We start from the raw sequence: 26,899 nt of genomic DNA, 5'->3' as shown, positions 1-26,899 counted from the left end.
GACGCCGGTGCCCGGGTTCAGTTCGTGGATCTTGCGGACCGTCTCGGCGTACAGCCAGACGCCCTCGTCGGCGAGGTCGTCGCGGGCCACACCGGTCACGGTGGCGTAGCGCAGCTGCATGGCCTGGACCGAGCGGGCCACCTTGGTGGGCTCGAACATGTCCACGGGCGAGGGCTTGCCGGTGTCGATCTGGCAGAAGTCGCAGCGCCGGGTGCATTCGGAGCCGCCGATCAGGAAGGTGGCTTCCTTGTCTTCCCAGCATTCGAAGATGTTCGGACAGCCGGCCTCTTCACACACGGTGTGGAGGCCTTCCTTCTTGACGAGGTTTTTGAGCTGGACGAACTCGGGGCCCATCTGGACCTTGGCCTTGATCCATTCCGGCTTCCGTTCCACCGGTGTGGCCGCATTTCGCTGCTCAATGCGCAGCATCTTCCGGCCTTCTGGTGCCAGTGTCATTAGTTCTCTTTCCTTCAGCATTCGACGACGTTGACGGCGAGGCCGCCCATGGCCGTTTCCTTGTATTTGGAGGACATGTCCTTGCCGGTTTCGCGCATGGTCACGATCACCTCGTCGAGGGAGACCCGGTGGGTGCCGTCGCCCCAGAGGGCCATCTTGGCGGCGTTGATGGCCTTGGCGGCGGCGATCGCGTTGCGTTCGATGCACGGGACCTGGACCAGCCCGCCGATCGGATCGCAGGTCAGGCCCAGGTTGTGCTCCATCGCGATTTCCGCGGCGTTCTCCACCTGTTGGGGGGTGCCGCCCATGACTTCGGCCAGACCGGCGGCCGCCATCGACGACGCCGAGCCCACCTCGCCCTGGCAGCCGACTTCCGCGCCGGAAATCGAGGCCTGTTCCTTGTAGAGCACGCCGATGGCGCCGGCGGTCAGCAGGAACTTGACCACGACGTCGTCGCGGTCGGCCTGGGTTGCCTTGTCCATGCCGGGGGCGAAGTGCAGCGCGTAGTAGAGCACGGCGGGGATGATGCCCGCGGCGCCGTTGGTGGGGGCGGTGACCACGCGCCCGCCCGAGGCGTTTTCCTCATTCACGGCCAGGGCGATCAGGTTGACCCATTCCTGCCAGTACTTCGGGTCCCGGAAGTCGGGGTCCTGATCCAGGGTTTCCTTCATGAGCCGCTCGTGCCAGTCGGGCGCGCGGCGGCGGACCTTGAGCCCGCCGGGCAGCAGCCCGGTGCGTTTGAGGCTGACCTGGACGCAGCCCTCCATCACCGAGTAGATGTGCAGCAGGCCCTCCCGGATCTCCTCTTCCGGCCGGCTGTCCTCCTCGTTGATCCGCATCACCTCGCTGATGCTCAGCGAGGTCTTCCGGCAGTGTTCCAGCAGTTCGGCGGCCGTGCGGAACGGCAGCGGCAGTTCCTTCTTGGATTCGTCGAGCTCCTGCTGCGCCGCGTCCTCCTCGCCTTCGCGGACAATGAAGCCGCCGCCGACGGAGAAGAACGTGGCCTGGTGCAGCGTTTCGCCCCCGGCGTCGGAGACCGTGAACGTCATGCCGTTGGTGTGCCGGGGCAGGATGGTCAGCGGGCGCAGGACCATGTCCTTCACCCCGTAGGGCAGGGCAACGGCTCCTGCCAGCTGCAGGGTGCCGGTCCCGGCGATCGCGGCCAGCCGGTCTTCCACTTCCTCGGGGAGGATCTGCTCGGGGTGGAAGCCCTCCAGGCCCAGCAGGATGGCGGTCATGGTGCCGTGGCCGTGGCCCGTGGCAGCAAGCGAACCGTAAAGGTCCACCCGCAGCGACGCCACCTCTGCCAGCTTGCCGAGGGACTTGAGTTCTTCAGCAAACACGGCGGCGGCCCGCATCGGTCCCACGGTGTGGGAACTGGATGGTCCTATTCCGATTGAAAACAGGTCAAAGACTCCAACAGCCATTGTCGGTTCCTCACTTAGTCATGCTTCAAATGTCGGTGGTTGAGCCCGTCAAACCCCCAATGCTTCGACAGGCTCAACTACCAGGACGGGCTATAGGGCAGGGTAGAGCGGGTGGTCGGCGGCGAGGGCCTCCACCCGGGCGCGCAGGCCGGACAGGTCCGCGCCGGCCTCGGCGATCAAAGCCTCGGCGATGATGTCCGCCACCTCGGCGAAGGCCGCCTCGCCGAAGCCGCGGGTGGCCAGCGCCGGGGTGCCGATGCGCAGCCCGGAGGTGACCATGGGCGGGCGCGGATCGAACGGGACGGCGTTGCGGTTGACGGTGATGTCGATCGCGGCGAGGCGGTCCTCGGCCTCCTGCCCGTTGAGTTCGCAGTCGCGCAGGTCCACCAGGACCAGGTGCACATCGGTGCCGCCGGAGATCACGTTGATTCCCTTGGCGGTCACGTCCGGCTGGATAAGGCGCTCGGCGAGGATCCTGGCGCCGGCCAGGACACGCTCCTGGCGCTCCTTGAACTCTTCGGACGCGGCGATCTTGAACGCCACGGCCTTGCCGGCGATGACGTGCTCCAGCGGGCCGCCCTGCTGTCCGGGGAACACCGCCGAGTTGATCTTCTTGGCGATGTCGGCGTCGTTGCTCAGGATGATGCCGCCGCGCGGACCGGCGAGGGTCTTGTGCGTCGTGGAGGTGGTGACGTGGGCGTGCGGCACCGGGGACGGGTGCAGCCCGGCCGCGACCAGTCCGGCGAAGTGGGCCATGTCCACCATCAGGTAGGCGCCCACGGAATCGGCGATCCGGCGGAACTCGGCGAAGTCGAGCTGCCGGGCGTAGGCGGACCAGCCGGCAACGATCAGGGCCGGCTTGTGCTCCCGGGCCAGGGCCTCGACCTCGGCCATGTCGATCCGGTGGTCCTCTTCACGGACCTGGTACGGGATCACGTTGTAGAGCCGGCCGGAGAAGTTGATCTTCATGCCGTGCGTGAGGTGCCCGCCGTGCGCCAGGTTCAGGCCCATGATGGTGTCGCCCGGACGGATCAGGGCATGCATGACCGAGGCGTTGGCCTGCGCACCGGAGTGCGGCTGGACGTTCGCGTACCCCGCGCCGAACAAAGCCTTGACCCTGTCGATCGCGAGCTGTTCGATCACGTCAACGTGCTCGCAGCCGCCGTAGTAGCGCCTGCCCGGGTAGCCCTCGGCGTACTTGTTCGTCAGCACCGAGCCCTGCGCCTGCATCACGGCCCTGGCGGTGTGGTTCTCCGAAGCGATCATCTCCAGCCCGTCACGCTGGCGGGTGAGCTCGGCGTCGATCCTCGCCGCGATCTCCGGATCCAAGGCGGACAGCTCAGCGTCCAGGCTCGCGGAGAACACCTGCTCAAACGCGACGGTACCGGTTGCGGGGCTCACAGCTCGCCACCGTTCTTGGACGCGTACTCCTGCGCCGACATCAGCGGACCCTCCTCGGTCACGGCCACCTTGAACAGCCAGCCCGCACCGTACGGATCGCTGTTGATCAGCGCCGGATCGGACACGACGGCGTCATTGATCTCCGTAACCTCGCCCGTCACCGGGGCGTAGAGGTCCGAAACCGACTTGGTCGACTCGACCTCGCCGCAGGTCTCCCCCGCCGTCACCGCCGAGCCGACCTCGGGCAGGTCCACGTAGACGATGTCGCCCAGGGCGTCGGCAGCCACAGCCGAAATCCCAATCCCTGCAGGGCCTGATCCGTCGGCAGCAACCCACTCGTGTTCAGCGGAGTACTTCAGTTCGGCTACAACTTTGCTCATTTATCTCAATCCTTAAGTTCGTATTGGTTTCGACAGGCTCAACCAGCGGCGGCCGGCTACTTTTGGCGCTTGTAGAACGGCAGTGCGACAACTTCGAACGGCTCCGCCTTGCCGCGGAGGTCAATGTCCAGGGCTGTGCCCGGTGCGGCGTGTTCGACGTCGACATAGGCCATGGCGACGGGGTAGCCCAAAGTGGGTGAGGGCTGTCCGGAGGTCACTTCGCCGACCACGTTGCCGTCTTTGAGGACCGGGTAGTGGCTGCGGGCGGCACGGCGTCCGAGGCCCTTGAGCCCAACGAGCTTGCGGCCGGTCGTGGAGCCTTCGCCGGCTGCCTTGAGCTCGCTCAGGGCAGCCTTGCCGACGAAGTCCGACTCCTTGGCGAGCGAGACGACCGGGCCCAGGCCTGCCGCGTACGGGTTGCCCTCGCGGGAGAGCTCGTTGCCATAGAGCGGCATGCCGGCTTCCAAACGCAGCGAGTCACGGCAGGCCAGACCGGCGGGGATAAGCCCGTGGCTGGCGCCGGTTTCCAGCAGTGCTTCCCAGAGGCCGGCGGCGTCCTCGTTGGGAACGTAGATTTCGAAGCCGTCCTCGCCGGTGTAGCCGGTGCGGGCGAGGAGCAGATCTTGTCCCTTGATTTGAACCTCAACCGCAGCGTAGTACTTCAGCTCCGTGACCAGCGAGTGTTGCTCGGCCGGGACCAGCGTCAGCAGGATGGCTTCAGCGTTCGGGCCCTGGACGGCGATCAGCGAGGTCTCGGCGGAAACATCCTCCACCGTCACGTCGAACCCGTCTTCTCGGGCAGAACCGGCCCGTTCGGCCAGCGCCGCGGCAACCACCGCAGCGTTGCCGGCGTTGGGGACCACCAGGTACTTGTCCTCACCGCGGCGGTAGGAGATGAGGTCATCGATGATGCCGCCATCCTCCTGGCAGATCAGCGAGTACTTTGCTTTGCCTATGGCCACCGCCGACAGCTTCCCGGCCAGGGCGTAGTCGAGGAACGCGGCGGCGTCCGGGCCGCTGACCCAGACTTCGCCCATGTGGGAGAGGTCGAACAGACCCGCGGCGTTGCGGACGGCGTGGTGCTCGGCGAGTTCCGATTCGTACTTGAGGGGCATCTGCCAGCCGCCGAAGTCCGTGAAGGTGGCGCCGGCTTTTTTGTGCTGCTCGTAGAGAGCGGTGTAGTTCTCACTCATCAGGGATCCTTAGTTCTCGAATTCGGAAAGCGGCGGGCAGGAGCAGACCAGGTTGCGGTCCCCGGCGGCGCCGTCGATCCGCCCGACTGGCGGGAAGTACTTGTCCTGCCTGAGTGTGTGGACGGGGAATGCGGCCTGCTCACGCGGGTACTCGCGGGTCCAGTCAGAGCTAACGACGGCGGCTGCCGTGTGGGGTGCGTTGCGCAGTGGGGAGTTCTCCACCGTGAAATCGCCGTTGGCGACCTGGTCGATCTCCTGGCGGATGGTGATCATCGCCTCGATGAAGCGGTCGATCTCCGCCAGGTCCTCGGACTCGGTGGGCTCCACCATGAGGGTGCCCGCCACGGGGAAGGACAGCGTGGGGGCGTGGAAGCCGAAGTCGATGAGGCGCTTGGCCACGTCCTCGGCGGTCACGCCGGTCCTGGCGGTCAGTTCACGCAAATCCAGGATGCACTCGTGGGCCACCAGGCCGCTCTCCCCCGTGTAGAGCACCGGGAAGTGCTCATCCAGCCGGGACGCGATGTAGTTGGCTGCGAGCAGCGCGGACTTGGTGGCCTCGGTGAGGCCCCGGCCGCCCATGAGCTTCACGTACGCCCAGGAGATCGGCAGCACGCCGGCAGATCCGAAGCGTGAGGCGGAGATCGCAACTCCCTTGCTCGGGTCCACGTTGTTCGCGTCCCCCGGCATGAACGGCGCCAGGTGCGCTTTGGCGGCAACCGGGCCAACGCCCGGTCCGCCGCCGCCGTGCGGGATGCAGAAGGTCTTGTGCAGGTTCAGGTGCGAAACGTCGCCGCCAAACTTGCCCGGCTGGGCCAGCCCGACGAGCGCGTTGAGGTTGGCGCCGTCGACGTAGACCTGCCCGCCGGCGGCGTGGATCGCGTCGCAGACCTCGCGGACGTCGGCGTCGTACACCCCGTGGGTGGACGGGTAGGTGATCATGATGCAGGACAGCGCGTCCTTGTTGGCCTCGATCTTGGCGGTCAGGTCCGCGTGGTCGATCGTGCCGTCGGAGGCGGTGGCCACCACAACGACCTTCATGCCGGCTAGCACGGCCGAGGCCGCATTGGTGCCGTGGGCCGAGGCCGGGATAAGGCAGATGTTGCGCCGGGCGTCGCCGCGGGAGTGGTGGTAGCCGCGGATGGCCAGCAGGCCGGCGAGTTCGCCCTGGGATCCGGCGTTGGGCTGGATGGAGACCTGGTCGTAGCCCGTGATTTCGGCGAGGTCAGCTTCGAGGCCGCCGATGAGTTCCCGCCAGCCCTCGGTCTGGGAGTCCGGCGCGAACGGGTGGATGGAGGCGAACTCCGGCCAGGAGATGGCTTCCATCTCGGCCGTGGCGTTCAGCTTCATGGTGCAGGAGCCCAGCGGGATCATGGTGCGGTCCAGGGCAAGGTCCCGGTCCGAGAGCTTGCGGATGTAGCGCAGCAGCTGGGTTTCGGAACGGTGGGTGTTGAACACCGGGTGCTGCAGGAAGTCGGAGGTGCGCAGCACGGTCTCGGGCAGCTCGAAGCCCTTGGCCTCAACCACCGGGCCGGCGCCAAAGGCGACGACCACCGCGGAGAGGACCTCCGGCGTCGTGGTTTCATCGACGGACACGCCAACTGTGTCCGCGTCGATGAGCCGCAGGTTGATGCCCCGGGCCTCGGCGGCGGCGATGACCTTGGCGGCCTTGCCGGGCACACGCACCGTGAGGGTGTCGAAGAAGGAGTCGCTCACCAGTTCCCGGCCGACGATCTTCAGCGTGGCGGCGAGGGCGCGGGCCTTGTTGTGGACGGTCTCGGCGATCGCCTTCAGCCCGTCGGGGCCGTGGTAGACGGCGTAGAACGAGGACACGATGGCCAGCAGGGCCTGCGCGGTGCAGATGTTGGAGGTGGCCTTCTCACGGCGGATGTGCTGCTCGCGGGTCTGCAGCGCCAGCCGGTAGGCCGGGACGCCGGCGTTGTCCTTGGAGACGCCGACGATGCGGCCGGGGAGCGTGCGTTCCATGCCCTCGCGGACCGCCATGTACGCGGCGTGCGGGCCGCCGAAGAACAGCGGCACGCCCAGGCGCTGGGTGGAGCCGACGGCGATGTCCGCTCCCTGCTCGCCCGGAGGGGTGATCAGGGTGAGAGCCAGCAGGTCGGCGGCGACGGTGACGAGGGCGCCGCGTTCCTTGGCCTCGGCGATCACGCCGGACTGGTCCCACACCCGGCCGGAGACGCCCGGCTGCTGCAGGACGAGACCGTTGATGTCGCCGTCGGGCAGGCCCCTGGAGAGGTCGGCGACCTGCACCTCGAAGCCAAGGGCCTCCGCGCGGCCCTTAACTATGGCGATGGTCTGCGGGAGGCAGTCGGCGTCGAGGACGGTCTTGGCCCCGGCAGCGGACTTGTTTTTGTTGGCGCGGCGCATGAGAAGCACGGCTTCGGCAACCGCGGTGGCCTCGTCGAGGAGGGACGCATTGGCGACCGGGAGCGCGGTGAGGTCCTGGACCATGGTCTGGAAATTCAGCAGCGCCTCGAGGCGGCCCTGGGAGATCTCCGGCTGGTAGGGCGTGTACGCGGTGTACCAGGCCGGGGCCTCAAGGATGTTGCGGCGGATCACCGGCGGGGTGACGGTGTCGTAGTAGCCCTGGCCGATCATCTGCACGGCAGTCTTGTTCTTGGAGGCGAGCTTGCGCAGTGCGGCCAGCACCTGGACTTCGCTGAGGGCGCTGTCCAGGGTGAGGGGCTTTTCCTGGCGGATGGAATCGGGGACCGCGTTGTCAACGAGGCCATCGACGCTGTCGTAGCCGACAGCCTTGAGCATGGTGTCGATGTCGGCCTGGCGGCGGGCGCCGATGTGGCGGTCTGCGAAGGTGGACGGGGACGATTGAACCGTCATGAGGAACTCCATAATTCAGGTGGCATCAAGACGCCACGATGATTCGGGTTCCTCCCCGCTCTGTATTGGACCTGAGAGTTTCCGTTTTGCCCTGCTGATAGCAGCGCGCCACTTGCACCGTCGGTGAGCCCGGTTGCCCGGACTGCTTTCCAGAGTTGCCTTGCCGCGGCGGTACGTGGGCCTGAGAGATTCCTGGGGAGGATTTGCTCCTACGGCGCCTGCTGAACGTACCGGCAGGACTCTCCCGCCGCAGATCATAAGCTGTGCCACTGGTGGGTGACACAGCTCACAATTTATCTGGTTCCCGGGCAGGATGCAAAATTTATTTCAATTGAGTCGCTGTTCCCGCGGACGACGGCGGGACTCCCCGCCGTCGTCCGCTGGCGTTTAGTGCCGCTCCCCTACAGTGCGGACCAGCCGCCGTCGGAGGCGAGGATGGCGCCGTTGACCTTGGTTCCGTCGTCGCTGAGCAGGAAGGTGATGGAGGCGGCGAGCTGCGCCGCGGCGGCGGGCGTGGGGACGGTGGCCTGCATCAGCGGGCCGAGGCGTTCGGCCGCGAGCTGGGATCCCAGCCCTCACCCTCTAGGGCTACTTTCATCAAATTGGCACAGGGCTGCGCTACGGTTGGCAGCACCATCAATTCTCAGGGGGACAAATGGAGTTTGTAGAAAAACTTTCAGCTTTGGCAGCAAAGGTGCGCCAACAGCGAGGTGTGATCCAAACGGAGGAGGCCACGAAGAATGCCTTTGTCATGCCCTTCATTTCCACAATTCTTGGCTATGACGTCTTTAACCCCATGGAAGTCGTTCCGGAGTTCATCGCGGATGTAGGGCTCAAGAAGGGCGAGAAGATCGACTACGCGATCGTCAAAGACGGCGAGGTCCAGATCCTGATCGAGTGCAAGAAGTCCACGGAACCAGTGAAAATCGAGCACGCATCCCAGCTTTTCCGGTACTTTGCCGTGACCAACGCCAGGATCGCCATCCTGACCAACGGCGAGGTGTACCAATTCTTCACGGACCTCGATGCACCGAACCGCATGGACGCCAAGCCGTTCCTCGTGCTGGATTTGAACGACATCGATGAATCCCTCATTCCGGAGCTGCAAAAACTGTCCAAAGACGTGTTTGATCTCGATTCGATCATCAGTGCGGCCGGCGAACTGAAATACATCGGTGAACTCAAGAGGACACTGGCGGCACAATTCAAGGAGCCGGAGGACGAGTGGATCAAGTTCCTGACGGGTCGTGTCTATCCGAGTCCCTATACCCAGAAGGTGCGTGAGCAGTTCACCGCGTTGGTAACCAAAGCGTCCAAGCAGTTCCTGAATGACCAGGTGAACGAGCGGCTGAAGAAGGCCCTCGGCGCCCCGGCCTTCCCCCAAAATGACGACGCGACAGTGGCGGCCAGTGTCACGAGCGCACCTGTGGCCGAAGCCGATCTGGCCGAGGCTGACGGCCTGGAAACAACGCTGGAGGAAATCGAGGGATACCAGATAGTGCGCGCCATCGTCTGCAGCGAAGTCAAGCCCGCTCGCGTAGTGCAGAGGGACGCCAAGTCCTATTTCGCGGTGCTGCTGGACGACAACAACCGCAAACCGATCGCGCGCCTGCACTTCAACCGCACCCAGAAGTACATCGGCATCTTCGACGACAACAAGGAAGAGACGCGGGTGCCCATTGGCTCACTGGAAGAGATCTACGAGCACACGGAAGCACTCCGCGCGAGCGTAAAGAGCTACCTGTGAGTGCGCGTGCAACTGACCTCGACCTGCTTCTGGTTGCCATCACGGCCATCCCGACGCCAAGCAGCTCGGCGTAAGGAACAAAACCTCGACCACTCCACTTGGAGCTACGCCAGCGCTACTGTCCGGAAGGGCATGCTGGTAATACCCTGAGCCGCCGTGCAGGTGGTGCGGACGACGGCGGAACTTCCCGCCGTCGTCCGCTTGCGTTTGGTTCCGCTCCCCTAGGGCGCTGACCAGCCGCCGTTGGAAGCCACAAGCGTGCCGTCGACGACGGCTTCGAGCTCTTGCAGACGCGGGAGGGCCCGTGTCGTCAGCAGGTGCTCGCGGGTTTCGGCCGAGACAGCCATGCTGTCCTTCCACAGCGAGCGGCCCGCCATGGCTCCGCCGGCGCCATTGGCCACGGCTGTCTCGACCTGCTTGATGAATGTCTCGTGGTCAACTCCAGCGGACAGGACAGCCCACGGCACGCCAGCGGACGCCTCGGTTACAGCGGCACTGGCCTCGGCAGACCCCGGGTACTGCAGCTTGAGCACCTTAGCGCCGCACTCGACGGAGAGCCGTGCAGACTCGGCAACGAGGCCGGGGAACGCTGCGGCGTAAGCCTCCTCGCTTTCGCCGTCGAGGCGGTAGACCAGGATCTCGACGATGAGAAGGAGGCCCTCGTCGGTGCATGCCTTGACGAGTTCACGGATCTCGTCCGCGACGCGCGAGCCGTCGTCCTGAAGGTCTGGGCGCATGTACCAGAGCATCTTCGCCACGTCACCGCCGAGTTCGCGTACCCTGCGCGGCGACATCCCCGGGACGAACTTCGTGTAGCGCAGGCCATCGACCGTCTCGAAACCGGAAGCGTCCAGGCCCACCACCAGGGCGGTGTCGCGGGAGAGGACGCCTTCATCCGCGACGCGGGGCAGGGCAACTTCGGGATCGAGCAGGATCGCAGGCGCGGCGTTTCCCAGGTAGCGGACCAGGTCCGCCTTTGCGTCGGAGAGCTGCTGGGCGGTGATGGAGTTCGGCCCGTCGGGTGCGTCGTTCATCACGGCTTTCATGCCGTTGCGCTGGTCGGCGGCGACGATGAGCATCTTGCCGCCGGGGGTCGAGATCGCTGCCATGCCGCGGCGTTCGAGCGTCGTGAGTGTATTCACTGGGTTCTCCTAATTGGGTGGTTTTTGGTCTTGTGGGGTCTGGAATCGGGCACGACGAATCGCGCCCCGTACGGGGTGCCGCCCTGGGAGGTTTAGCCCCTCGGCGGAAGGTTGGCGTGGAAACCGCTTAGCGGCGGCTCAGCGCAGGGCCTCCCGCGCTGCGAAGTCCGCCAGGAAGTGATCGATCTGCTCATACGGCGCCAGCAGGCCGTCAATGCGGATATGCGCGACGCCGGGTGGCTGGGTGACGTCGGGCGAGAGGAAACGCTCCGGTTCCTTGATCTTGTCGAGGTCGCGAGCGGCCCCGCGGAGCTGCATGCGCCTCACCACCTCGCCCGTCGGGGTGTCCATCCAGGCGAGGTGCACCCGCGAGCCGGGAATGGCGAGCCGCTCAACAAGCCGTTCCCATGCGGCCGGGAACGTGCGTTCGGAGGTGAACGGGGCAACAACCACCACGCTGTTGCCGAGTGCGAGGTTCTCCCGGGTGGTGTCGAAGAGGCAGGTGTAGCGGATATCGTTCACGCTCGCCCGCGCCGCTGGTTGTGCGTTGGGGACGTCGACCAGGAACTCGCCGCCCATGTGTTCGAACAACGGGTTGGTGACGGTGTCCAGGTCAAGGATGGTCCAGTGGAGCTGGCGGGCCAGGTCCTGGGCAAACGTTGTTTTGCCACTCGCCGGAACTCCGGAGACGATGATCGCCTCGGATGCGCGTTCTTCGGTCATGTTCATGTCATCCATTTCAAAGTTGAGGTCAGTTCGCGGCGCCCCTGCGCCGGGAAGACGGTCAGCGGCTGGTGAAGCCGCCGTCGATCGGGAGGGACGCGCCGGTGATCATCGCGGCGGCGTCGCTGAGCAGGAAGACGATGGGGCCGGCGACGTCGTCGACCGTGGCCCACCGTCCGAGCGGCATCTGCTCCAGGAAGGGCCCGCCGATTTCCGGCCGTCCCCAGTAGAAGTTGGACATGTCCGTCATGACCACCGTGGGGTTGACGCTGTTGACGCGGATGTTGTGCCTGCCAAGTTCCAGGGCGGATACCCGGGTGATGTTGTCCAGTGCCGCTTTGGAGGATCCGTAGGAGATGTGGCCGTGCAGCGCCACCATGCTGGCTTGGCTGGAGACGTTGACGATGGCGCCGCCGTGACCCTGGCGGATCATGGCGGGCACCGCATATTTGATGACCAGGAGGGCGCCGCGGGCGTTGATGCTGATGACCTTGTCGAAGACGTCGATGTTGGTGTCCTGCGGGGTCGCGATTTCGCCGCCGAAGCCGCCGCAGTTCACCACCCCCCAGAGGGCAAGGCCCTCGAGGGCGTCCCGGATGCTGTCCTCGGAGGTCAGGTCGAAGGCCAAGGGCTGCGCGCCGGTCTCATCGCAGAGCTCTGCCAGCGACTCGAGAGTGCGCGCGCTGGCGATGACTTTTGCCCCGGCGGCAACAAGCTGCCTGACGGTGGCGGCCCCGATTCCGCCGCTCGCGCCGGTGACAAGGATGGTGCGGCCGCTGAAGCCGGCGGCTGCTGGGTTTTCGACGGCGGTGCTGCTTGTGGGGGAATCGGTCATGAGGTGCTCCTGGTGGGTATAGAAGGTTCTGTGAGGTCCTGGACGGCAGTTCGCGCCCCGGACCGTTGCAGGGCTTCCCGGGCTTCCCGGTATGCGGCGGCGAAGCGGGCGTTCCGGCCCAGGTCGCCGAAGACGTTGGTCAGATTGAGGAAGGCGCCAGGTTCCGCGTGGTCCGCCCGGAGGGCGGCGCGCAGGTCGCCAAGGCGCTGGTCGGTGAGGTCGATGGGTTCGAGGTCTTCATCAGTGCCTTCGAGAAAGCGCGCCCAGGCTGCGATCACCAGGGCCGCCCGGTCAATGGGGCCTCCGAGGCGGAGCTGTTCACGGACGACAGGGAGCACGAATTTGGGGATCCGTACGGAGGCGTCGACCATTTGGCGGGCGAGGGTGTCCCTGACGGCGGGGTTGGAGAAGCGGTGGATGAGTTCGTTCCGGTAGGCGTGCAGATCAATGCCGGGCACGGGACGAAGCGTGGGTGTCGCCTCTTGTTCCATGTAGCCGGCGATGAAGTCGGCGAACAGCGGATCCGCGCAGACCTCATGGACATACCGGTGACCCGCGAGGTAGCCGAGATAGCTCATCACCTGGTGGCTCGCGTTCAGGAGCCGGAGTTTCATCAGCTCATAGGGCTCCACGTCGTCCACCATCTGCACGCCGGCGTCTTCCAGGGGCGGCCGGCCGGCAGGGAAATTGTCCTCGAGGACCCATTGTTCAAAGGGCTCGGCAATCACCGGCCACGCATCCGAGAAGCCGTAGGCCGCGGCTACCGCAGCCCGGTCGGCGTCAGTGGTGACGGGCGTGATGCGGTCCACCATGGAGTTCGGAAAGGCTACGGTTTCGCTGATCCAGCCGGCCAGCCCCGGATCTTTGAGCCGTGCGAAGGACACGAGCGCCTTGCGGGCGACGTCGCCGTTCCCCTGAATGTTGTCGCATGACATGACGGTGAACGGGGCCGTGCCCTGCTCACGCCGCTTCGCCAGCGCTGCGGTGATCAGGCCGAACGCGGAGCCGGGAACGGTGTTCGGCCCCAGGTCATGGAGGATGTCCGGCGTACGGGCATCGAATTCCCCGGTGCTGCCGTTGATGCTGTAGCCGCCCTCGGTAATGGACAGGGAGACTATACGGGTGGCCGGATCCGCGAGTTTGCGGATGACCGCTGCCGGGTCGTGGGGCGCGAAGAGGTATTCGGTGATGGAACCGATGATTCTGGCGTCTTCGGTGCCTTCGAAGCCCTTCAACACCAGGGTGTACAGGCCGTCCTGGCTGGCGAGGACACCGTGCATGCTGGCGTCCGAGGGCAGGACGCCGACGCCGCAGATTCCCCAGTCCTGCGAGCTCCCCAGGTTCAGCAGGCGGTCGATGAACATGGCTTCGTGCGAGCGGTGGAACCCGCCGACGCCGAAGTGGACAATGCCTGTCCGGACGGCGCGCCGGTCATACGAGGGGATGGGGAGCCGGCCTTCCAATTCCGGGAGGGCCACTTCATTCAGGGACGTCATGTCATTCTTCTCTTCGGTCGGGAGAGGTGGGGGCGGTGCCGTTGCCCGCTGGTGAGGTGCGGGCAACGGCGCCGGCAGGCCGGTTAGCAGGAGGACTTGTAGACGTATTGGGCGCCGTCACCGCTGATGTTGTCTGCGGTGATCTGCTTGAATCCGGTCTGGATCTCCTTCTGGGTGGACTCGCCCTTGATGGCCTTGATGGCCTGGGCCACGCCCTGCGTGCCGATGGATGCAGGTTCCTGGGCGATCAGGGCCTGGACGACGCCGTCCTTGAGCTGCTTGACCTGGGCGGGCCCGGCGTCGAAGCCGACGATCTTGACCTGGTCCTGCTTGCCGGCCTGGCGGATGCCTGTTGCCGTGCCCTCTGCCGCGAAGGTGTTGGCTGCGAACACACCGACGATGTCCGGGTCCTTGGCCAGGGCGGCGGAGACGAGCTTGGCCGCTTCAGCCGGGTCGTTGTGGCTGTACTGCACACCCAAGTACTCGAAGGACGAGTCAGCCTTAGCGCCCTCTTCGAATCCCGCGACACGGGCATCGGCCGTCGAGACGCCGGGGTCGGTGGAAATTACCAGGACTTTGCCCCCGCCGGGGCTGAGGTTCTTGATGGCTTTGAAGGCCTCCAGGCCGCCGCCCTTGTTGTCCGAGGCGATCGCCGACGCGGCGAACGAGGGGTCCCCCACGGTGGTGTCAACGAGGACCACCTTGATGCCAGCGGCCGCAGCCGCCTTCAACGGCGCCTGCATCGCGGCCACATCGGTGGGTGCGATGAGGATGGCGTCCGGTCGGGATGCCACAACGGAATCGACGATGGGCTTTTGCAGCGTCGGGTCGAACTTGGCCGGCCCCTGCGTGTTGACCGTGGCGCCGGCCGCCTTGGCGGCCGCGTCGATGCCACACTGCATGCTGACGTAAAACTCGTCCCCGGCGACGCCCTGGATGAACGTGAGCTTGGGCTGCGTTCCGGCCGCGCTCCCTGCCGAGGCGGTGCCGCCAGCACAGGCGCTGAGGGATGTTGCGGCGAGGACACCTGCGGCGAGCAGGGTGATTTTAGGGGTTAACTTCATTGTCGCGCTCCTGTGTGTTTGATGGGGGTAATTCGGGAAAAATCAGCTGGATCGTAGGCCAAAGACCTTCTTCTTGCCGTCGGCCTTGGCGGCATGCCCCCTGGCGGCCGCGGCCCGGCGTCGTTGGTCGACGTAGACGGCTAGGACCAGGACGGCACCGACTGCTACCTGCTGCCAGAACGGCTGGATGCCGACGATGACGAAGCCGTTCTGCAGCACTGCGGGGATGAAGAGTCCGACGACGGTTCCAAAGATGGTGCCGACGCCGCCGAAGAGTGAGGTTCCGCCGATCACCACTGCGGCGATGACGTTGAGGTTAGTCGCCGACTGGCCGGCGATGGCCGTGGTGCCGTACTGCGACAGTGACAGGATGCCTGCCACGCCGGCGAGGCCGCCGGAGAGGACGTAGATGGAGATCAGCTGGCGGTCGACCTTCACGCCGACCCGTCGGGCGGATTCCTCGTTGGAGCCGACGGCGAAGGTGTAGAGGCCGAAGCGTGTCCGATGGAGCACGGTGCCGAAGATCAGGATGAGGACCATGGCGATGAGGGAGATCGTCGGCAGGGTCGTTCCCGGGACGTTGCCGTAGCCGATGGAGTCCTGGAGCACTGCCGGGACTTCCCGGATGTCCACGCCGCCGGTGATGACCTGCGCCAGTCCCAGGGCGCCGCCGAGTGTTCCGAGGGTGACGATCAGGGGCGGCACCTTGGCCTTCGCGATGAGGACCCCGTTGAGCAGGCCCCAGCCGACCCCGCATCCGACGGCGACGAGGATCCCCACGATGGCCGTCCCCCACCCGGAACCGTCCATGGCCTGCATGACCTTGGCTGCCACTACCCCGGAGAAGACAAGGTTGGATCCGATAGACAGGTCGATGCCCGAGGTGACGATGACAAAGGTCATGCCGATGCCCAGGACCCCGAGGATGGAGACGTTCTGGATGATCTGGCGGACATTGCCCCACGTCGGGAACACTTCCGGCGCCAAGGCGGAGAAGGCCAGGAAGATGACCAGCAGAACTAGCAGGATCTGGAACGACTGAACCTGGAGCACCTGCTTGAGCGTGTGTGCGCGTGAGATTTCCGGTGCGGTGCCGGCGGTGCGGGGTACGGCTTCGGTGGTGGTCATGAGTGTGCTCCATCAAGTGCGCCGGTCATTGCGCCGACTAGTTCTTCCACAGATGTTTTCTTTGCCTCGTAGGTGGCCACCCGGCGTCCGAGCCGGAGGACCTGGACGCGGTCGGCGACGTCGATGACGTGGGGCATCGAGTGGCTAATGAACACGACGCCGACGCCCTTGTCTCGGACCCGGCGGATGGTCTCGAGCACGTTTCTGGTCTGCACCACGCCAAGGGCGGCTGTCGGTTCGTCCAGGAAGATGACGCCCTTGGCCCAGGCAACGGCCCGGGCAATGGCGATTGCCTGCTTCTGGCCGCCCGACATGCTGCCGACGGGGTCGGAGAGGCTCCGGACCGTGGCGCCAAGTTCGTCGAAGGCTTCCTGTGACTTGGCGCGCATCGCCTTGTTGTCCATGAAGCCGAGGCGGCCTTGAAAGCCGGGCTTGGAGATTTCGCGGCCCAGGAACATGTTTTGGGCCGCGTTGAGATGGGGCGCCAGGGCCAGGTCCTGGTACACGGTTTCGATGCCCAGGCGGCTGGCCTCGCTCGGGGAACCAAGTTCCACCTCACCGCCGGCGAACAGGATCTTGCCGGAGTCCAAGGCCAGGTTTCCCGACAGCGCCTTCACCAGGGTCGATTTTCCGGCGCCGTTGTCGCCGATGAGCGCAACCACCTCGCCGGCGTTGACGTCGAAGTCGACGCCGTCCAGGGCGCGTACGTTGCCGAAGCTGCGGGTCAGGCCGCGGGCTTCCAGAACCGGGATTGTTGTCATGGTGTAACACCTGTCAGCTGGTACGGGACGATTGCGGAGGCTCCGGCCGAACAGCCGGAGACACTTCGTTGTGTTGTCACTTCTGTCTTCCTCTTCGTTCAGGCCTGGGCCGCGGTCTCGCCGGGGGCATGCCTCAGGTCGATGATCAGATCGGCCCGCTCCCGGGTGGAGGCAACAACATCGGCATTGCGCTGGTCGCTGCCCAGCGCCCATGCCTCAGCTTCTTCGGGCAATTTGCCGAAAGCTTCGTGCCGCCTCAGCAACCGGAGCTGCCGTTCGCCGTCGCCGATGTCCAGGAACCAGACCTCGTCGATCTGCTCCCTGCTTTCCCGCCAGCCTTCGGCGTCGAGCAGGAGGTAATTTCCCTCGGTGATGACCAGCGGGACGTCGTGGGCCACCGGAACTGCGCTGCCGATGGATTCCTCCAGGCTGCGATCGAAGACCGGGGCATAGACCACCGGTTCATTGTTCGTCTTGAGCCGGCGCAGCAGGTTGGCATATCCCCACGGATCAAAGGTGTCTGGAGCGCCTTTGCGGTCCCGGGAGCCGTGGGCCGCAAGGACCGAGTTGGCCAGGTGGAAGGCGTCCATGCCCACCCGGGCAGCCTGGCCACCCAAGGCATCGGCGATGGCCTGCGCCACGGTTGACTTTCCGGCACCTGGCGCACCGGCTATTCCGAGGATGCGCCGGCTTCCAGCGACAGCAAGGGCGCCGGCCCGTGCCACCAGCTCGTCCAGTGAGCAAGTCAGCCGTTCAGCTCCCCCGGCTGGTGCCGGGGCCCGGTCTTCAGCGGTGTTCATCACTGTCTCCTCCGTTGGTCATGCCACGGTGAAGAAGCTCTGCTGCTACACCCTTGAAGCGCTGCCTGAAACGAACCGGTAGGTCCTGATCGCGGGGCTCGAACTTGTGTTTCGAGGATTCGCCGTGACCTGCCTGACAAAAAATCTAAGGGCCCCATGTCATCGATGTCAAGGAAATTTCAGAAACTCATGTCATCGATGACATGAGTTTCTTGAAGTTGCCGTGATCATGGGGCAGGATGGGGTGGGCGGCCGATTGTCACCGATGACATGCTCAGCGCTGGTGTCGTCCCCGCTTTTGAACAGCACCGCTGTAGGGTGTGCCCAGCGAACAACGAAGGAGCCGAACCGTGACGACCATGCAGGATGTGGCCACGCGTGCCGGGGTGAGCGCCAAGACAGTGTCCCGGGTCTTCAATGATGACCCGCACGTCACGGAAGACACGCGGGAGCGCGTTCAGTCGGCCATGCGCGAGCTCAAGTACGTGCCGAACATGCTCGCGCGGACGTTCCGTGAGGGCAAGTCAGCCGTCATCGGCATCGCCGTGCCCGACGTCGCGGATCCCTTCTTCGCGGCCGTCACGAAGGGGATCGAGCTGGCGGCGCGTGAACACGACATGGCCATCGTCGTCACCAGCCTCGGAGACAACCCGGCCCTGGAGCAGAGCATCATTGAAACGACGGTCCGCCGCCAGATCGGCGGCCTCATCATCGCCCCGATCGCCGCCGACCAGTCCTACCTGGCGCGCTGGCAGGACAGCTTCCCCATCGTGTTCATTGACCGCATCCCCACCAAGCTTCACGCGGACTACTTCGTCGAGGACGACTTCGGCGGAGCATTTGAAGCGACGAAGCACCTCATCGCCCACGGGCACCGCCGCATCGCCATCGTCGGAGACTCAACTGAGGTCCCCACCACGAAGCTTCGGTTGGAGGGGTATCTCGCCGCCCTTGCCGACGCCGGCTTGAAAAGCGAACACGAGCTGATTGCGCTCGGTTCGCGCGACGCGGATGCTGCCGCCCATGTCTGCAAGACCCTACTGGCACTGCCTGATGCGCCCACCGCCATCTTTTCGTCCAACGCGCGGTTCTCAACCGGCGTTTTCCCGGCACTGCAGGCCTTGAACAGAACCGACATTGCGCTGATCAGCTTCGGCGACTTCCCCATGGCAGATGTCCTCCAGCCCTCGGTCTCGGTCATCGATCAGAACCCGCGTCATGTTGGACGAGTGGCTGCCGAACGCATCCTCGCCCGAATTGCAGCACCCACCAAGAAATTCAGGCGGAAGAACGTCATTCCCGTCAAGCTGATCGAACGCCAATCGTGCCAGGGCGCTGCCGTCAGTCCCTCACAGAGCTCGACGACGCCGAGAAGCTCGCGCTGAAGCGCTGGGCCGGCGGCGGGCCCTGGAGTCCACGCAGACCGTCGACTTCCGTGCCTAGCGATTTCAGGCAGCCTCATATGCCTGGTTCTTCTTCCTCCGCCAGTCTGATCATGCGCAGTTCGTCCTCCACCGCGCGGGAGGGCCAGTAGTCCTTCGCCAGCTCACGTGCCCGGATTTTGTCTGCTGCCGGTACCAGCTTGCCGAGCAGCCCGGCCGCCTGAAGCAGGGCGATCAGCGCCGTGGTTCTGGCATCGGGTGCCGTGGCATCAGGCTTCGCGGGAGCGGGGGTCCCCGCATCGCGTGCCCCGACATCGGTTGGCGTGGCATCAGACGCCGTAGCATCCGAAGCCCCGGCATCGGACGGCGCACCGCTGAGTGCGGCCTGGATCTTTTTCAGGAGCGCCGCCTCCGGAGCGTGGTCCTTCTCCGGGTACAGCACGGTCCGGAACACACCCAGATGTTTTTCGCCGACATGTTCCACGATGCCCAGTGCCGCCATCCCCTCGTAGACACGCTGCACTTCGGCGCGGCCCTCCAGCATGGCGACCCACCGCTTGGGAGTGTGGGGCCGGGACTTGCCACGGATGAGCTCCAGCTCGTGCTGGAAATCCGTTTGCGGGGCGGTGCCGGTAGCCCTCACGTGCTTCCCCTGCAGCCCGATCGCACCGATCAGCTCCAGCTCGGCCAGTATTGCCCCTGCCAAAGTGGTCCTGAGTGCGTACACCGGCACCTCAGGTGTGCCGTCTTGGTCGTTCGTCGCCAGAAGGAGGAAGGCCTGGGGCAGGTTCAGCTCCGCCACCTTCGGCGTTTGAGCGTTCATACGAACATCGTGGCGCAGTCGGGCAGCCGCCACAATGAGGATTTACAAGCGTCCACGTCGGCGTCTACATTGCCCTGCCGCCGGCCGCCCGCTTCCAAACACGTCGCCTTTCTTCAAACAGCCCGCCATGTCTGCGGCCGAAGATGGGGCGGGCATCGACCATCACTACTTCGCGGCCCGGATACGCCTGCTCCAGGATCCGGCGGGCTCCCGTGTCCGCGGGGTCGTCGAAACTGCAGGCGATGACGCCGCCGTTCACCACCAGGTGGTTGATGTAGCTGTAGTCGACCCAGTCGAGCTCGTCGCGCAGCGTGTCCGGGGCCGGTACCTCCACGATGTCCCAGGCGCGGCCCTGCGCGTCCCGGGTCCCGGCGAGCATCGCGATGATATCGGCGGTGATCTGGAAGTCCGGGTGCAGTGGGTTGCGCTGGGAGTGGACCAGCAGCACTCCCGGCGACGGGATAGCGGCCACGATGTCCACGTGTCCGCGGGTTCCGAGTTCCTGCGAATCACGGGTCAGCCCACACGGCAGCCAGATGACATGCGTGGCGCCGATGGTGCGGGCCAGCTCGGCTTCGACGTCAGCCTTGCTCAGGTGCGGGTTCCGGAACTTATCCAGCTGCACCGTCTCGGTGACCAGCACGGTGCCCAGACCGTCCACCTGGATCCCGCCGCCTTCATTGACCAGCGGGCTGTCCAGCAGCTCCGCCCCGGCCAGCCTCACCACCTCCGCACCGACCCCGGAATCCTTGCCCCAAGTGGCCCAGTCCTGCTGCCCCCAGCCGTTGAAGACCCAATCCACCCCGCCCAGCCGGCCGTCTTCGCCGGTCACGAAGGTGGGCCCGATGTCCCGCATCCAGGCATCGTCGAGGGGCGCTTCCACCAGCTCCATGCCAGCCGAAAGATAGGTCCGCGCGGTAGCGATGTCCGGCGGGTCCACGACCATGGTGACCGGCTCGAATGCCGCCACAGCATGCGCCACGGCTGCCCACGCAGTGCGGGCCTCATGGGTTTCCTCGGCGGTGTGCCCTATCGAGGAACGCTCCGGCGGAAATGCCATCCAGACCTTTTCCTGGCGGGCCGTCTCGCTCGGCATCATCCAGCTCATGGCTGGGCCGCGGTCTGCTGCGCGGATACCGCACCGTACGGGCGGCCGAAATCGACGTCCCGGGTGAGCTCGGCGTACGTGTCGGGGCGGCGTGTGGTCAGGAACGGGAAGAGGTCCAGCCAGTCCTTGCGCTGGTCCAGGTCGAGGTCGGCTACCAGGACGGCTTCCCGGTCCCGCGGCGCCTGGGCCAGGACTCGGCCGTAGGGATCGGAAATGAACGAGGAACCGTAGAAGATGATGTCGCCTTCGTCGCCCGTCCGGTTGGGGACCACCATGAACGTGCCGTTCGTGATGCCGTGGCCGGTGATCACGTGCTGCCACAGCGGCTGGTGGTCGAACTCCGGGAAGGTCGGCTCCGAGCCGATGGCCGTGGGGTAGACCAGAATTTCCGCGCCCGCCAGCGAATACAGCCGGGCGACCTCCGGGAACCATTCGTCCCAGCAGGTGGGGAGCCCGACGGCGGCCCCGTCCAGTTCCGCGGGGCGGGCGTCGACGGCAACCCAGGGGTCGGCTGGATTGTGCCCTCCGGACGCCGGCGGCCGCCAGCCTCCCGTGCGGAAGGCTGGCGGCCGCCGTCGTACTTCTGCTCAGGCTACGGTGCGCACGTGAACTTGGCATCACCCCAGACGCCGTGTGCGCCGTTGATGGAACCGGACGGATCCACCACCAGCTCGACGTATGCCGCACCCGTCAGATCCACGGACACCGCCTCGGGCGCGAAGCCGGGGGTGTACGTGCGGGACTGGTATTTGTTCACGCCGTCGGCATTGACCTTGAAGATGATGTTGCCGCCGAAGCCGCTCTCAAGGCCCACTTGGGAGGTGAACGAGCTGCACTTGCCGCCCAGGTAATACGTGATCTTGGACGCCGCGTGAACGCCCAGGCCCTTGGCAAACGTGGGCTGCTGCCCCGTGGCCGGATCGGTGTAGTTGATGGCCAACGGCCTGTCCGGTGAGGAGGCGGCGTCCTTGTTGGCCACGTTCTTGCCGATCACGCCGTGGCCGTTTAGAGCTTGGACCCACGGAGTCTCGGACGCGTAGACCGTGCCGTGCGGTACGTCCGGAAGCGCCTGCGAGGTCACCTTCCAGTCGAAGAACTTCACCCGGGTATCAGTCGGCAACGTGACCGAGGCGAGTTCCTTGGTGGGGTTGAGCCGCACCGTGTTGGAGAACGCTTGGTACTTGTACTGCGTGTACTCGGGGGACGGGCCGTTGGCGTTGTTGCGGCCCTGTTCAGACACCGCCACAACCGCACCGTTCAGCACCGGCGGCTGCAGCCAGTTGGGGAAGAAGATGGACTGCTTCTCCGAGGTTCCGTCGGCGTAGCTGAGTGTCAGCGTTGGGCTGGTTCCGTTGCCCACAGCGGCCGATCCAAGGACGGCCAAGTGCGTTCCCTGGCCCTTGACGGCGATCGTCTGCGCGGAGAGTGCTACCGAGTTCGGAACATCGGGCCCCCCGGCCGGCCAAGTGTAGTCCACCTGCTTCGGCGTGCCGGCGTCGACCGTCACCGTGCTGCCGGGCCGGACACCGCCTGCCGGAATTGCAGCGGCAGCCAACTGCTCGGCCGAGAAGGTGGCCCCTCCGCCGTCGAAGTTTCCAAGCGCCTTGCCCGCCACGGTGGTGACCGAGACGGTGTTGTAAGCGGCAGCCAATGATCCGTAGGCGACGTAGATCTGGCTCGCGCCAGTCACCGACAGCTCGCTCGAGTCGGAGCCAGCGTACGACGCCGAGACTCGCACGGTCTGTTGGCCCGCCTTCGCGCTGGAGCCGGGTGAGACGACGAACGTGGCGGTGGCCGTCTGGCCTCCCTCGACCTTCGCCGCGGTGGTGCCGGAGGAGCTGCGGACGGTCCAGCCTTCCGGAAGGACCGGCGTCAGGACTACGTTGGTCTTGGCCTTGGTTCCGGTGTTGACGAATGCTGCCGTGACGGTGGTTTCCTGGTCCTGGAAAACCTGCTGTCCCGTGGTGACCCGCACTTCAGCAGCCGTGTCTTCCTGGCTCTTGCCGCCCAGCGGACCGGCTTGCTGAAGCTGCACGGTGGCCGACTGGTTGGAAGCAATGGATCCCGTCTTCACCAAGATGCTGCCGTTGATGGCCTCATCGAAGTACCATCCGGTTGTTGCTGCATCGTAGGCGGCCTTGGTGTTGTGCTGGGCCAACTTTGTGCCTCCGATCTTGACGTCCTTGGGCGCGGCGCCGGCGTGGACCTTGAGCTGATACGGACGCGCTGCGGCTTTGCCGGTGTACTCACCCTTCCGCTCGTTGATGGTCACCTTGACGCTGCTGTTGCCCTTGCCCGGAGCGTCAACTTCGAAGAGCTGGGTGGAGGACTTGCCGTCCTTGTACTCGCGGGTGACTTTGTCGTCCTCGTAGAGCGTGAAGCTGTTCTTGCCCTGCGCGTAGACGTCCAAGGTGATCAAGGAATCTTCCGGGACCAAGGAGGCGTTGCGGGCCACGATGCCTTGCGGGATTACGGCTCCGGCGCGGACGAACACCGGCAGCTTGTCCAGCGGCGCGTTGTAACCGTTCAGGATCTGGCCGCCCTGGTAGAGCTTCCCCGTCCAGTAATCCACCCATTGCTGGCCTGCCGGGAGGAAGATGCCGTTGCGGACGTCCGTCTGGGTGAAGACCGGGGCCACCAGGAAATCGGAGCCAAGCATGAACTGGTTGTTGGCCTCCGCGCCGTAGGACCATTGCTGATCCGGGAATTCGACGGCCATGGAGCGCATCATGGATACACCCGTGGCGGAGGAATCCTGGGCCAGTGTGTAGATGAAGGGCATGAGCTGTTGACGGAGCTGCAGATACTGGCGGTTGATCGCCGTGGCCTCGTCACCGTAGAGCCAAGGACGCTTGTCCGTCCCAGCCCAGCCGGACATCGAGTAGAGCGCCGGTGCGAAGGCTTTCCACTGCAGGTCGCGCACGTAGGACTCCGGCGATCCGCCGAAGATGCCGTCGACGTCGCCGGTACTGAAGGCAAAACCTGAGTTTCCGGCTCCGCTGAGGGCCGAGACCTGCCAGCGGACGGCGTCGAGGTTTCCCGAATGGTCGCCGGTCCACTGCATCCCGCAGCGCTGGGCGCCGGCCCAACCTTCAACCATCAGCGAGGTGCCACGGGCGTTCGAATACTGTTCAATGCCGTCGTGGGCTGCCTGGCATCCGGTGAGCGCTTGACGGTAGCCCTGGCCCACCCAGGCGACGTCGAGCTTGCGCAGGCGGACGCCAGCGTCGCCAACCTCGTAAGCCTGGTTGGTGAGGGAACGCTGCGTCCACAGGCCAACCTTGAGGCCCGTTTCGTCTTCGATGTTGCTGACGGTCGCCGGGAGCTGCTGGTATTCGCAGCCGTAGCCGTCATTGACGAGCATCCAGCCGGCGGGCATATCGTTCTCAACGAACTTCCGCGCCGTCTTGATGGCGTCGGGGGTGCGCTGCTTGGCGCCGTCGGGATCGCCAAAGCCGGACGACGAATAGCCGGGGTTGGAGCGGTTGTAGCAATCGGCGTCGCCGTATTCCAAGGCGTAGACCGGCGGCATGATGGGCTTGCCCGTCAGCGTCGTATAGGCGTTGAGGGACTGCTTGTAGTCGCCAACGAAGTAGTAGGCGTCGAAGCGCTTTTCCTCGTGCGTGGTAGTGGGCTGCCCGCCGAAATTGTAGGAACCCCGGGCAAAGGTGTCCCTCAGGACGCCGTAGCCCTTGGAGGACATGTAGTACGGCACGGCGTTGGGGTAGCCGTCGTCGTCCCAGTCGAAGTTCCGGGCGATGTTGATGAGGGCGCCGGTGTGGACGGAACGGCCGTTCTGCATGCCGCCGCCGATGAACTGCTCGCCATCCTGCTGCGCAAGGTGCTGCGTGGCCGAATTCTCGCCGAACGTGATGGGCGCCGAGTCAGCGAAGACCAGCGATCCGTCAGCCCGGAGCACGCGGAGCTGCGTGGTGGACTTGTTGATCTGGAGGCTGACCTTGGCCGTGGCGAGGACGAGCCAGTCGCCGTCGGTGACTGTTGGCGTGGTGCCGGGGAACTTGTCCTTGCCCACCACGATGTTTGCCGTCCGGGCCGGGTCTCCTTGGTCGGTGTTGGCCGGATCTGTGAACGTGCCGCTCGGGTCGGCTTCGAGGCGGAAGTTGACATCGTCCAGGAAGGTCACGCGGATGGCGCCGTTTTCCGCGTGGAGGTCGACGACGTTGCCGGACTGGGTGAATCCGGTGACGGCGCCCAGGGGTACTCCGGTGGAGTCGACGGGGACTTCCGGCGTGACGGTCTTGATGGTGACCGGGTCGCCGGGCGCCGCGCTGGCAGCCGTGAACGCCAGTGCGGGGATGGTTCCAGCGAGGAGGAGCGAGGCCAGGCCGAGGGTTGCGGCTTTCCTGGCGAGTGTTCTCGTTGTGCTGTTCCGGGCTCTGCCGGCGCTGTTTCGGGCAGCGCCGGAGAAGCCCTGGGAGGGTGCTGTCATGTGGGGCTCACTTTCGAAGAGTGACAATTCATGATCTAACTCATAGTGAAACGTGCACTAATCGTCACTGCCTCTCGACGAAAGGTCAAGCGATTCACAAAAATGGATCAGGATAGTTTCGCCGCACATGCCCGGCGCTTGCCAGCGCCCATCCGACTCGCAGTTGTTGTCGTTTTGGAGGAGTGACGCCAGGCCGAGGATTGCGGCCTTCCCGGTGAGGGTTCTCGCTGTGCTGCTCCGGGCTCTGCCGGCGCTGTTTCGGGCAGCGTCGGAGAAGCCCTGGGAGGATGCGGCCATGGGAAGGGCTCACTCAAAGAGTGACGATTCGTGATCTAACTTATGGTAAAACGTGCACTAATCGTCGCTGCTTCTCGGCGAAGGGTGAATCGATTCATCGAAATGGATCAGGATAGTTTCGCCGCACATGCCCCGCCCTTGCCAGCACCCACCTGACTCGCGGGCGGGATGCGGACGGCACGCGGGGACAACACGAACCGCCGGATGGGGGACTGGTTCTCCCTGGACAACTCCGCAGGCGGCAGCGGGTGCGGACCGACGGTATGATGCGGGTGTTGCACCCGCCCCTCCCCACGGAAAGCCGACCCATGACGGAACGCGTCCCTCGACGTCCCACGATCAAGTCCGTCGCGCAGGCTGCGGGTGTCTCCACGGCCACGGTGTCCTACGTGCTCTCCGGCCGCAACGGCAACGCCGGCGGCCCTGGGGTGTCCGCTGCAACGGCACTGCGGGTGCAGGAAGCCGCCCGGGCGCTGGGATACCGGCCCAACCAGGCGGCCCGGGCCATCCGCACTGGCAAAACCGACCTGATGATGCTCTCCCTGACCATGATTTCCGATCCCTGGTCGCTGGATGTGAGCCGGGCGGTGGGATCGGCCGCCGCAGCGAAGGGCATTACGCCAATGATCCTGGCAGACACTGACTGGCGCGTGGCCCTGAGGCGGCAAAACGCGGACGTGACGTTCATTGACGCTGCGGACCGCGAGGGCGACGCCGAGCTGCTGGCCCTGGCGGCGCAGCGTCAACGCCTGGTGGTTTTCAGTGAAACGCTGGAGCCGGTCGGGTTCGACGTCGTCCGTTCCCTGGCCGGCGATTCCTGCCAGCAGGCCGTGGACCACCTGTGCGCCAAGCACAGCAGGGTGGCCGCGCTGACCTCGAGCGAGCATTCGCCCACCACGAGGTCCATCCGATTCGATGCCTACACCGCAGGGCTGGAGCGCGCCGGGCTGCCCTTCCGGGCGGACTACGTGGCGACCTACCGGAAGGACTCGCTCAGTGCAGTGGAGGCGGCCACCGCACTGCTGCTGAATCCGGAGCGCCCCACCGCCATCTACGCCACCACGGACTATGCCGCCATCGGGGCCATCCACGCCGCCCAGCGGCTGCAGCTGCGCGTCCCCGAGGACGTCGAGGTGGTGGGCATCGGCAACACGACTGAGGGTGAAAACATGACGCCGTCGCTGACCACCGTGGGTCCGCTGGGCTTTTTTGATGGGCTCGCCGCGTTCCTGGTGACGAGGGCGGCAAGCCCCGCAGCACCGGCCACCGTGCTGGAGTTTCCCTGGCAGCTGATTGTGCGCCAATCCGCCTGACCTCGGCTTTTCGGGCGCGTTGCCCTGCATCGCCGGGTCCTTCCAAGCGCCCTGGCTGCGCGCGCCGCGGCGCGGAACAGGAACGGGTCAATACGGAATATTTTTCAAGAAGGATCA

Annotated in this window: 21 protein-coding genes, 1 pseudogene and 1 riboswitch; of the genes and pseudogenes, 3 read left to right on the top strand and 19 right to left on the bottom strand. The window is 65.5% G+C overall.

Annotated elements, in window-relative coordinates:
• From BLS42_RS10210 to BLS42_RS10180, 7 genes are all read right to left on the bottom strand, one after another.
• The coding region (locus BLS42_RS10210; protein ID WP_143019174.1) for a lipoyl synthase at nucleotides 1-456 on the bottom strand (456 nt) is incomplete at its 3' end.
• Nucleotides 457-470: 14 nt separating this feature from the next.
• Entirely contained in the window at nucleotides 471-1,883 is a 1,413-nt protein-coding gene (locus BLS42_RS10205) for an L-serine ammonia-lyase (RefSeq protein ID WP_090580369.1), read from the bottom strand.
• Between the two features lie 90 nt (nucleotides 1,884-1,973).
• Nucleotides 1,974-3,284 (bottom strand): serine hydroxymethyltransferase, encoded by a 1,311-nt coding sequence (gene glyA / locus BLS42_RS10200; RefSeq protein ID WP_090580366.1) that lies wholly within the window; start codon nucleotides 3,282-3,284, stop codon nucleotides 1,974-1,976.
• Entirely contained in the window at nucleotides 3,281-3,664 is a 384-nt protein-coding gene (gene gcvH, locus BLS42_RS10195) for a glycine cleavage system protein GcvH (RefSeq protein ID WP_090580363.1), read from the bottom strand. Before gcvH ends, glyA begins: the two co-directional genes overlap by 4 nt.
• 56 nt (nucleotides 3,665-3,720) lie before the next feature.
• Nucleotides 3,721-4,857 (bottom strand): glycine cleavage system aminomethyltransferase GcvT, encoded by a 1,137-nt coding sequence (gcvT, locus tag BLS42_RS10190; protein WP_090580360.1) that lies wholly within the window; start codon nucleotides 4,855-4,857, stop codon nucleotides 3,721-3,723.
• Between the two features lie 9 nt (nucleotides 4,858-4,866).
• Nucleotides 4,867-7,713, bottom strand: a complete 2,847-nt coding sequence (gcvP, locus tag BLS42_RS10185; RefSeq protein WP_090580358.1) for an aminomethyl-transferring glycine dehydrogenase — start codon at nucleotides 7,711-7,713, stop codon at nucleotides 4,867-4,869.
• Nucleotides 7,714-7,872: 159 nt separating this feature from the next.
• Nucleotides 7,873-7,970, bottom strand: a riboswitch (glycine riboswitch).
• 144 nt (nucleotides 7,971-8,114) lie between these two features.
• Nucleotides 8,115-8,246, bottom strand: a complete 132-nt coding sequence (locus tag BLS42_RS10180) for a hypothetical protein (RefSeq protein ID WP_371129551.1) — start codon at nucleotides 8,244-8,246, stop codon at nucleotides 8,115-8,117.
• Nucleotides 8,247-8,368: 122 nt separating this feature from the next.
• Here BLS42_RS10180 and BLS42_RS10175 point away from each other — a divergent pair, with 122 nt between their 5' ends.
• Nucleotides 8,369-9,460: a type I restriction endonuclease gene (locus tag BLS42_RS10175; RefSeq protein WP_090580356.1), complete on the top strand. Its 1,092-nt coding sequence runs from the start codon at nucleotides 8,369-8,371 to the stop codon at nucleotides 9,458-9,460.
• Nucleotides 9,461-9,681: 221 nt separating this feature from the next.
• Here BLS42_RS10175 and BLS42_RS10170 read toward each other — a convergent pair whose 3' ends face one another.
• The 8 genes from BLS42_RS10170 to BLS42_RS10135 all read right to left on the bottom strand — a co-directional run bounded on the left by BLS42_RS10170 (nucleotide 9,682) and on the right by BLS42_RS10135 (nucleotide 17,409).
• Nucleotides 9,682-10,602 carry a hypothetical protein gene (locus BLS42_RS10170; RefSeq protein ID WP_218122093.1) on the bottom strand — a complete coding sequence of 307 codons (921 nt, stop codon included), beginning with the start codon at nucleotides 10,600-10,602 and terminating at the stop codon, nucleotides 9,682-9,684.
• A 138-nt stretch (nucleotides 10,603-10,740) separates the two neighbouring features.
• On the bottom strand, nucleotides 10,741-11,331 hold the full coding sequence (locus BLS42_RS10165) for a P-loop nucleotide/nucleoside kinase family protein (protein ID WP_176803340.1): 591 nt from the start codon (nucleotides 11,329-11,331) through the stop codon (nucleotides 10,741-10,743).
• Nucleotides 11,332-11,386: 55 nt separating this feature from the next.
• Entirely contained in the window at nucleotides 11,387-12,160 is a 774-nt protein-coding gene (locus tag BLS42_RS10160) for an SDR family oxidoreductase (protein WP_090580350.1), read from the bottom strand.
• On the bottom strand, nucleotides 12,157-13,656 hold the full coding sequence (locus tag BLS42_RS10155; RefSeq protein WP_090580348.1) for a mannitol dehydrogenase family protein: 1,500 nt from the start codon (nucleotides 13,654-13,656) through the stop codon (nucleotides 12,157-12,159). Before BLS42_RS10155 ends, BLS42_RS10160 begins: the two co-directional genes overlap by 4 nt.
• Nucleotides 13,657-13,739: 83 nt before the next feature.
• Nucleotides 13,740-14,720 (bottom strand): ABC transporter substrate-binding protein, encoded by a 981-nt coding sequence (locus BLS42_RS10150; protein ID WP_090580345.1) that lies wholly within the window; start codon nucleotides 14,718-14,720, stop codon nucleotides 13,740-13,742.
• Nucleotides 14,721-14,762: 42 nt separating this feature from the next.
• The gene (locus tag BLS42_RS10145; protein ID WP_090580341.1) at nucleotides 14,763-15,848 is read right to left on the bottom strand and encodes an ABC transporter permease; all 1,086 of its coding nucleotides are present in this window, start codon (nucleotides 15,846-15,848) and stop codon (nucleotides 14,763-14,765) included.
• A complete protein-coding gene (locus BLS42_RS10140; RefSeq protein WP_090580338.1) occupies nucleotides 15,845-16,609 on the bottom strand; it encodes an ATP-binding cassette domain-containing protein in 765 nt (254 codons plus the stop codon). The genes BLS42_RS10145 and BLS42_RS10140 overlap by 4 nt, the downstream gene beginning before the upstream one ends.
• Nucleotides 16,610-16,707: 98 nt before the next feature.
• The gene (locus BLS42_RS10135; protein ID WP_090580335.1) at nucleotides 16,708-17,409 is read right to left on the bottom strand and encodes a nucleoside/nucleotide kinase family protein; all 702 of its coding nucleotides are present in this window, start codon (nucleotides 17,407-17,409) and stop codon (nucleotides 16,708-16,710) included.
• A gap of 359 nt (nucleotides 17,410-17,768) precedes the next feature.
• Here BLS42_RS10135 and BLS42_RS10130 point away from each other — a divergent pair, with 359 nt between their 5' ends.
• Nucleotides 17,769-18,794, top strand: a complete 1,026-nt coding sequence (locus BLS42_RS10130) for a LacI family DNA-binding transcriptional regulator (RefSeq protein WP_256336393.1) — start codon at nucleotides 17,769-17,771, stop codon at nucleotides 18,792-18,794.
• Between the two features lie 73 nt (nucleotides 18,795-18,867).
• On the opposite strand, the gene BLS42_RS10125 is transcribed toward BLS42_RS10130, so the two are convergent.
• The 4 genes and pseudogenes from BLS42_RS10125 to BLS42_RS10110 all read right to left on the bottom strand — a co-directional run bounded on the left by BLS42_RS10125 (nucleotide 18,868) and on the right by BLS42_RS10110 (nucleotide 25,172).
• On the bottom strand, nucleotides 18,868-19,614 hold the full coding sequence (locus BLS42_RS10125; RefSeq protein ID WP_090580331.1) for a GOLPH3/VPS74 family protein: 747 nt from the start codon (nucleotides 19,612-19,614) through the stop codon (nucleotides 18,868-18,870).
• Nucleotides 19,615-19,678: 64 nt separating this feature from the next.
• Nucleotides 19,679-20,722 (bottom strand): agmatine deiminase family protein, encoded by a 1,044-nt coding sequence (locus tag BLS42_RS10120; RefSeq protein WP_090580328.1) that lies wholly within the window; start codon nucleotides 20,720-20,722, stop codon nucleotides 19,679-19,681.
• Nucleotides 20,719-21,204, bottom strand: a pseudogene (locus tag BLS42_RS10115) (nitrilase-related carbon-nitrogen hydrolase); the annotation flags it as partial. The gene BLS42_RS10120 and the pseudogene BLS42_RS10115, both read right to left, overlap by 4 nt.
• A 110-nt stretch (nucleotides 21,205-21,314) precedes the next feature.
• Nucleotides 21,315-25,172 carry an NPCBM/NEW2 domain-containing protein gene (locus BLS42_RS10110; protein WP_090580324.1) on the bottom strand — a complete coding sequence of 1,286 codons (3,858 nt, stop codon included), beginning with the start codon at nucleotides 25,170-25,172 and terminating at the stop codon, nucleotides 21,315-21,317.
• A gap of 605 nt (nucleotides 25,173-25,777) precedes the next feature.
• On the opposite strand from BLS42_RS10110, the gene BLS42_RS10100 reads away from it, so the two are divergent.
• Complete coding sequence (locus BLS42_RS10100) at nucleotides 25,778-26,782, top strand: LacI family DNA-binding transcriptional regulator (protein WP_090580318.1); 1,005 nt, start codon at nucleotides 25,778-25,780, stop codon at nucleotides 26,780-26,782.
• Nucleotides 26,783-26,899: the final 117 nt, after the last annotated feature.

The sequence above is a fragment of the Arthrobacter sp. ov407 genome, assembly GCF_900102895.1.
Taxonomy (GTDB): Bacteria; Actinomycetota; Actinomycetes; order Actinomycetales; family Micrococcaceae; genus Arthrobacter.
This window is presented reverse-complemented; position numbering and strand designations above follow the sequence as displayed.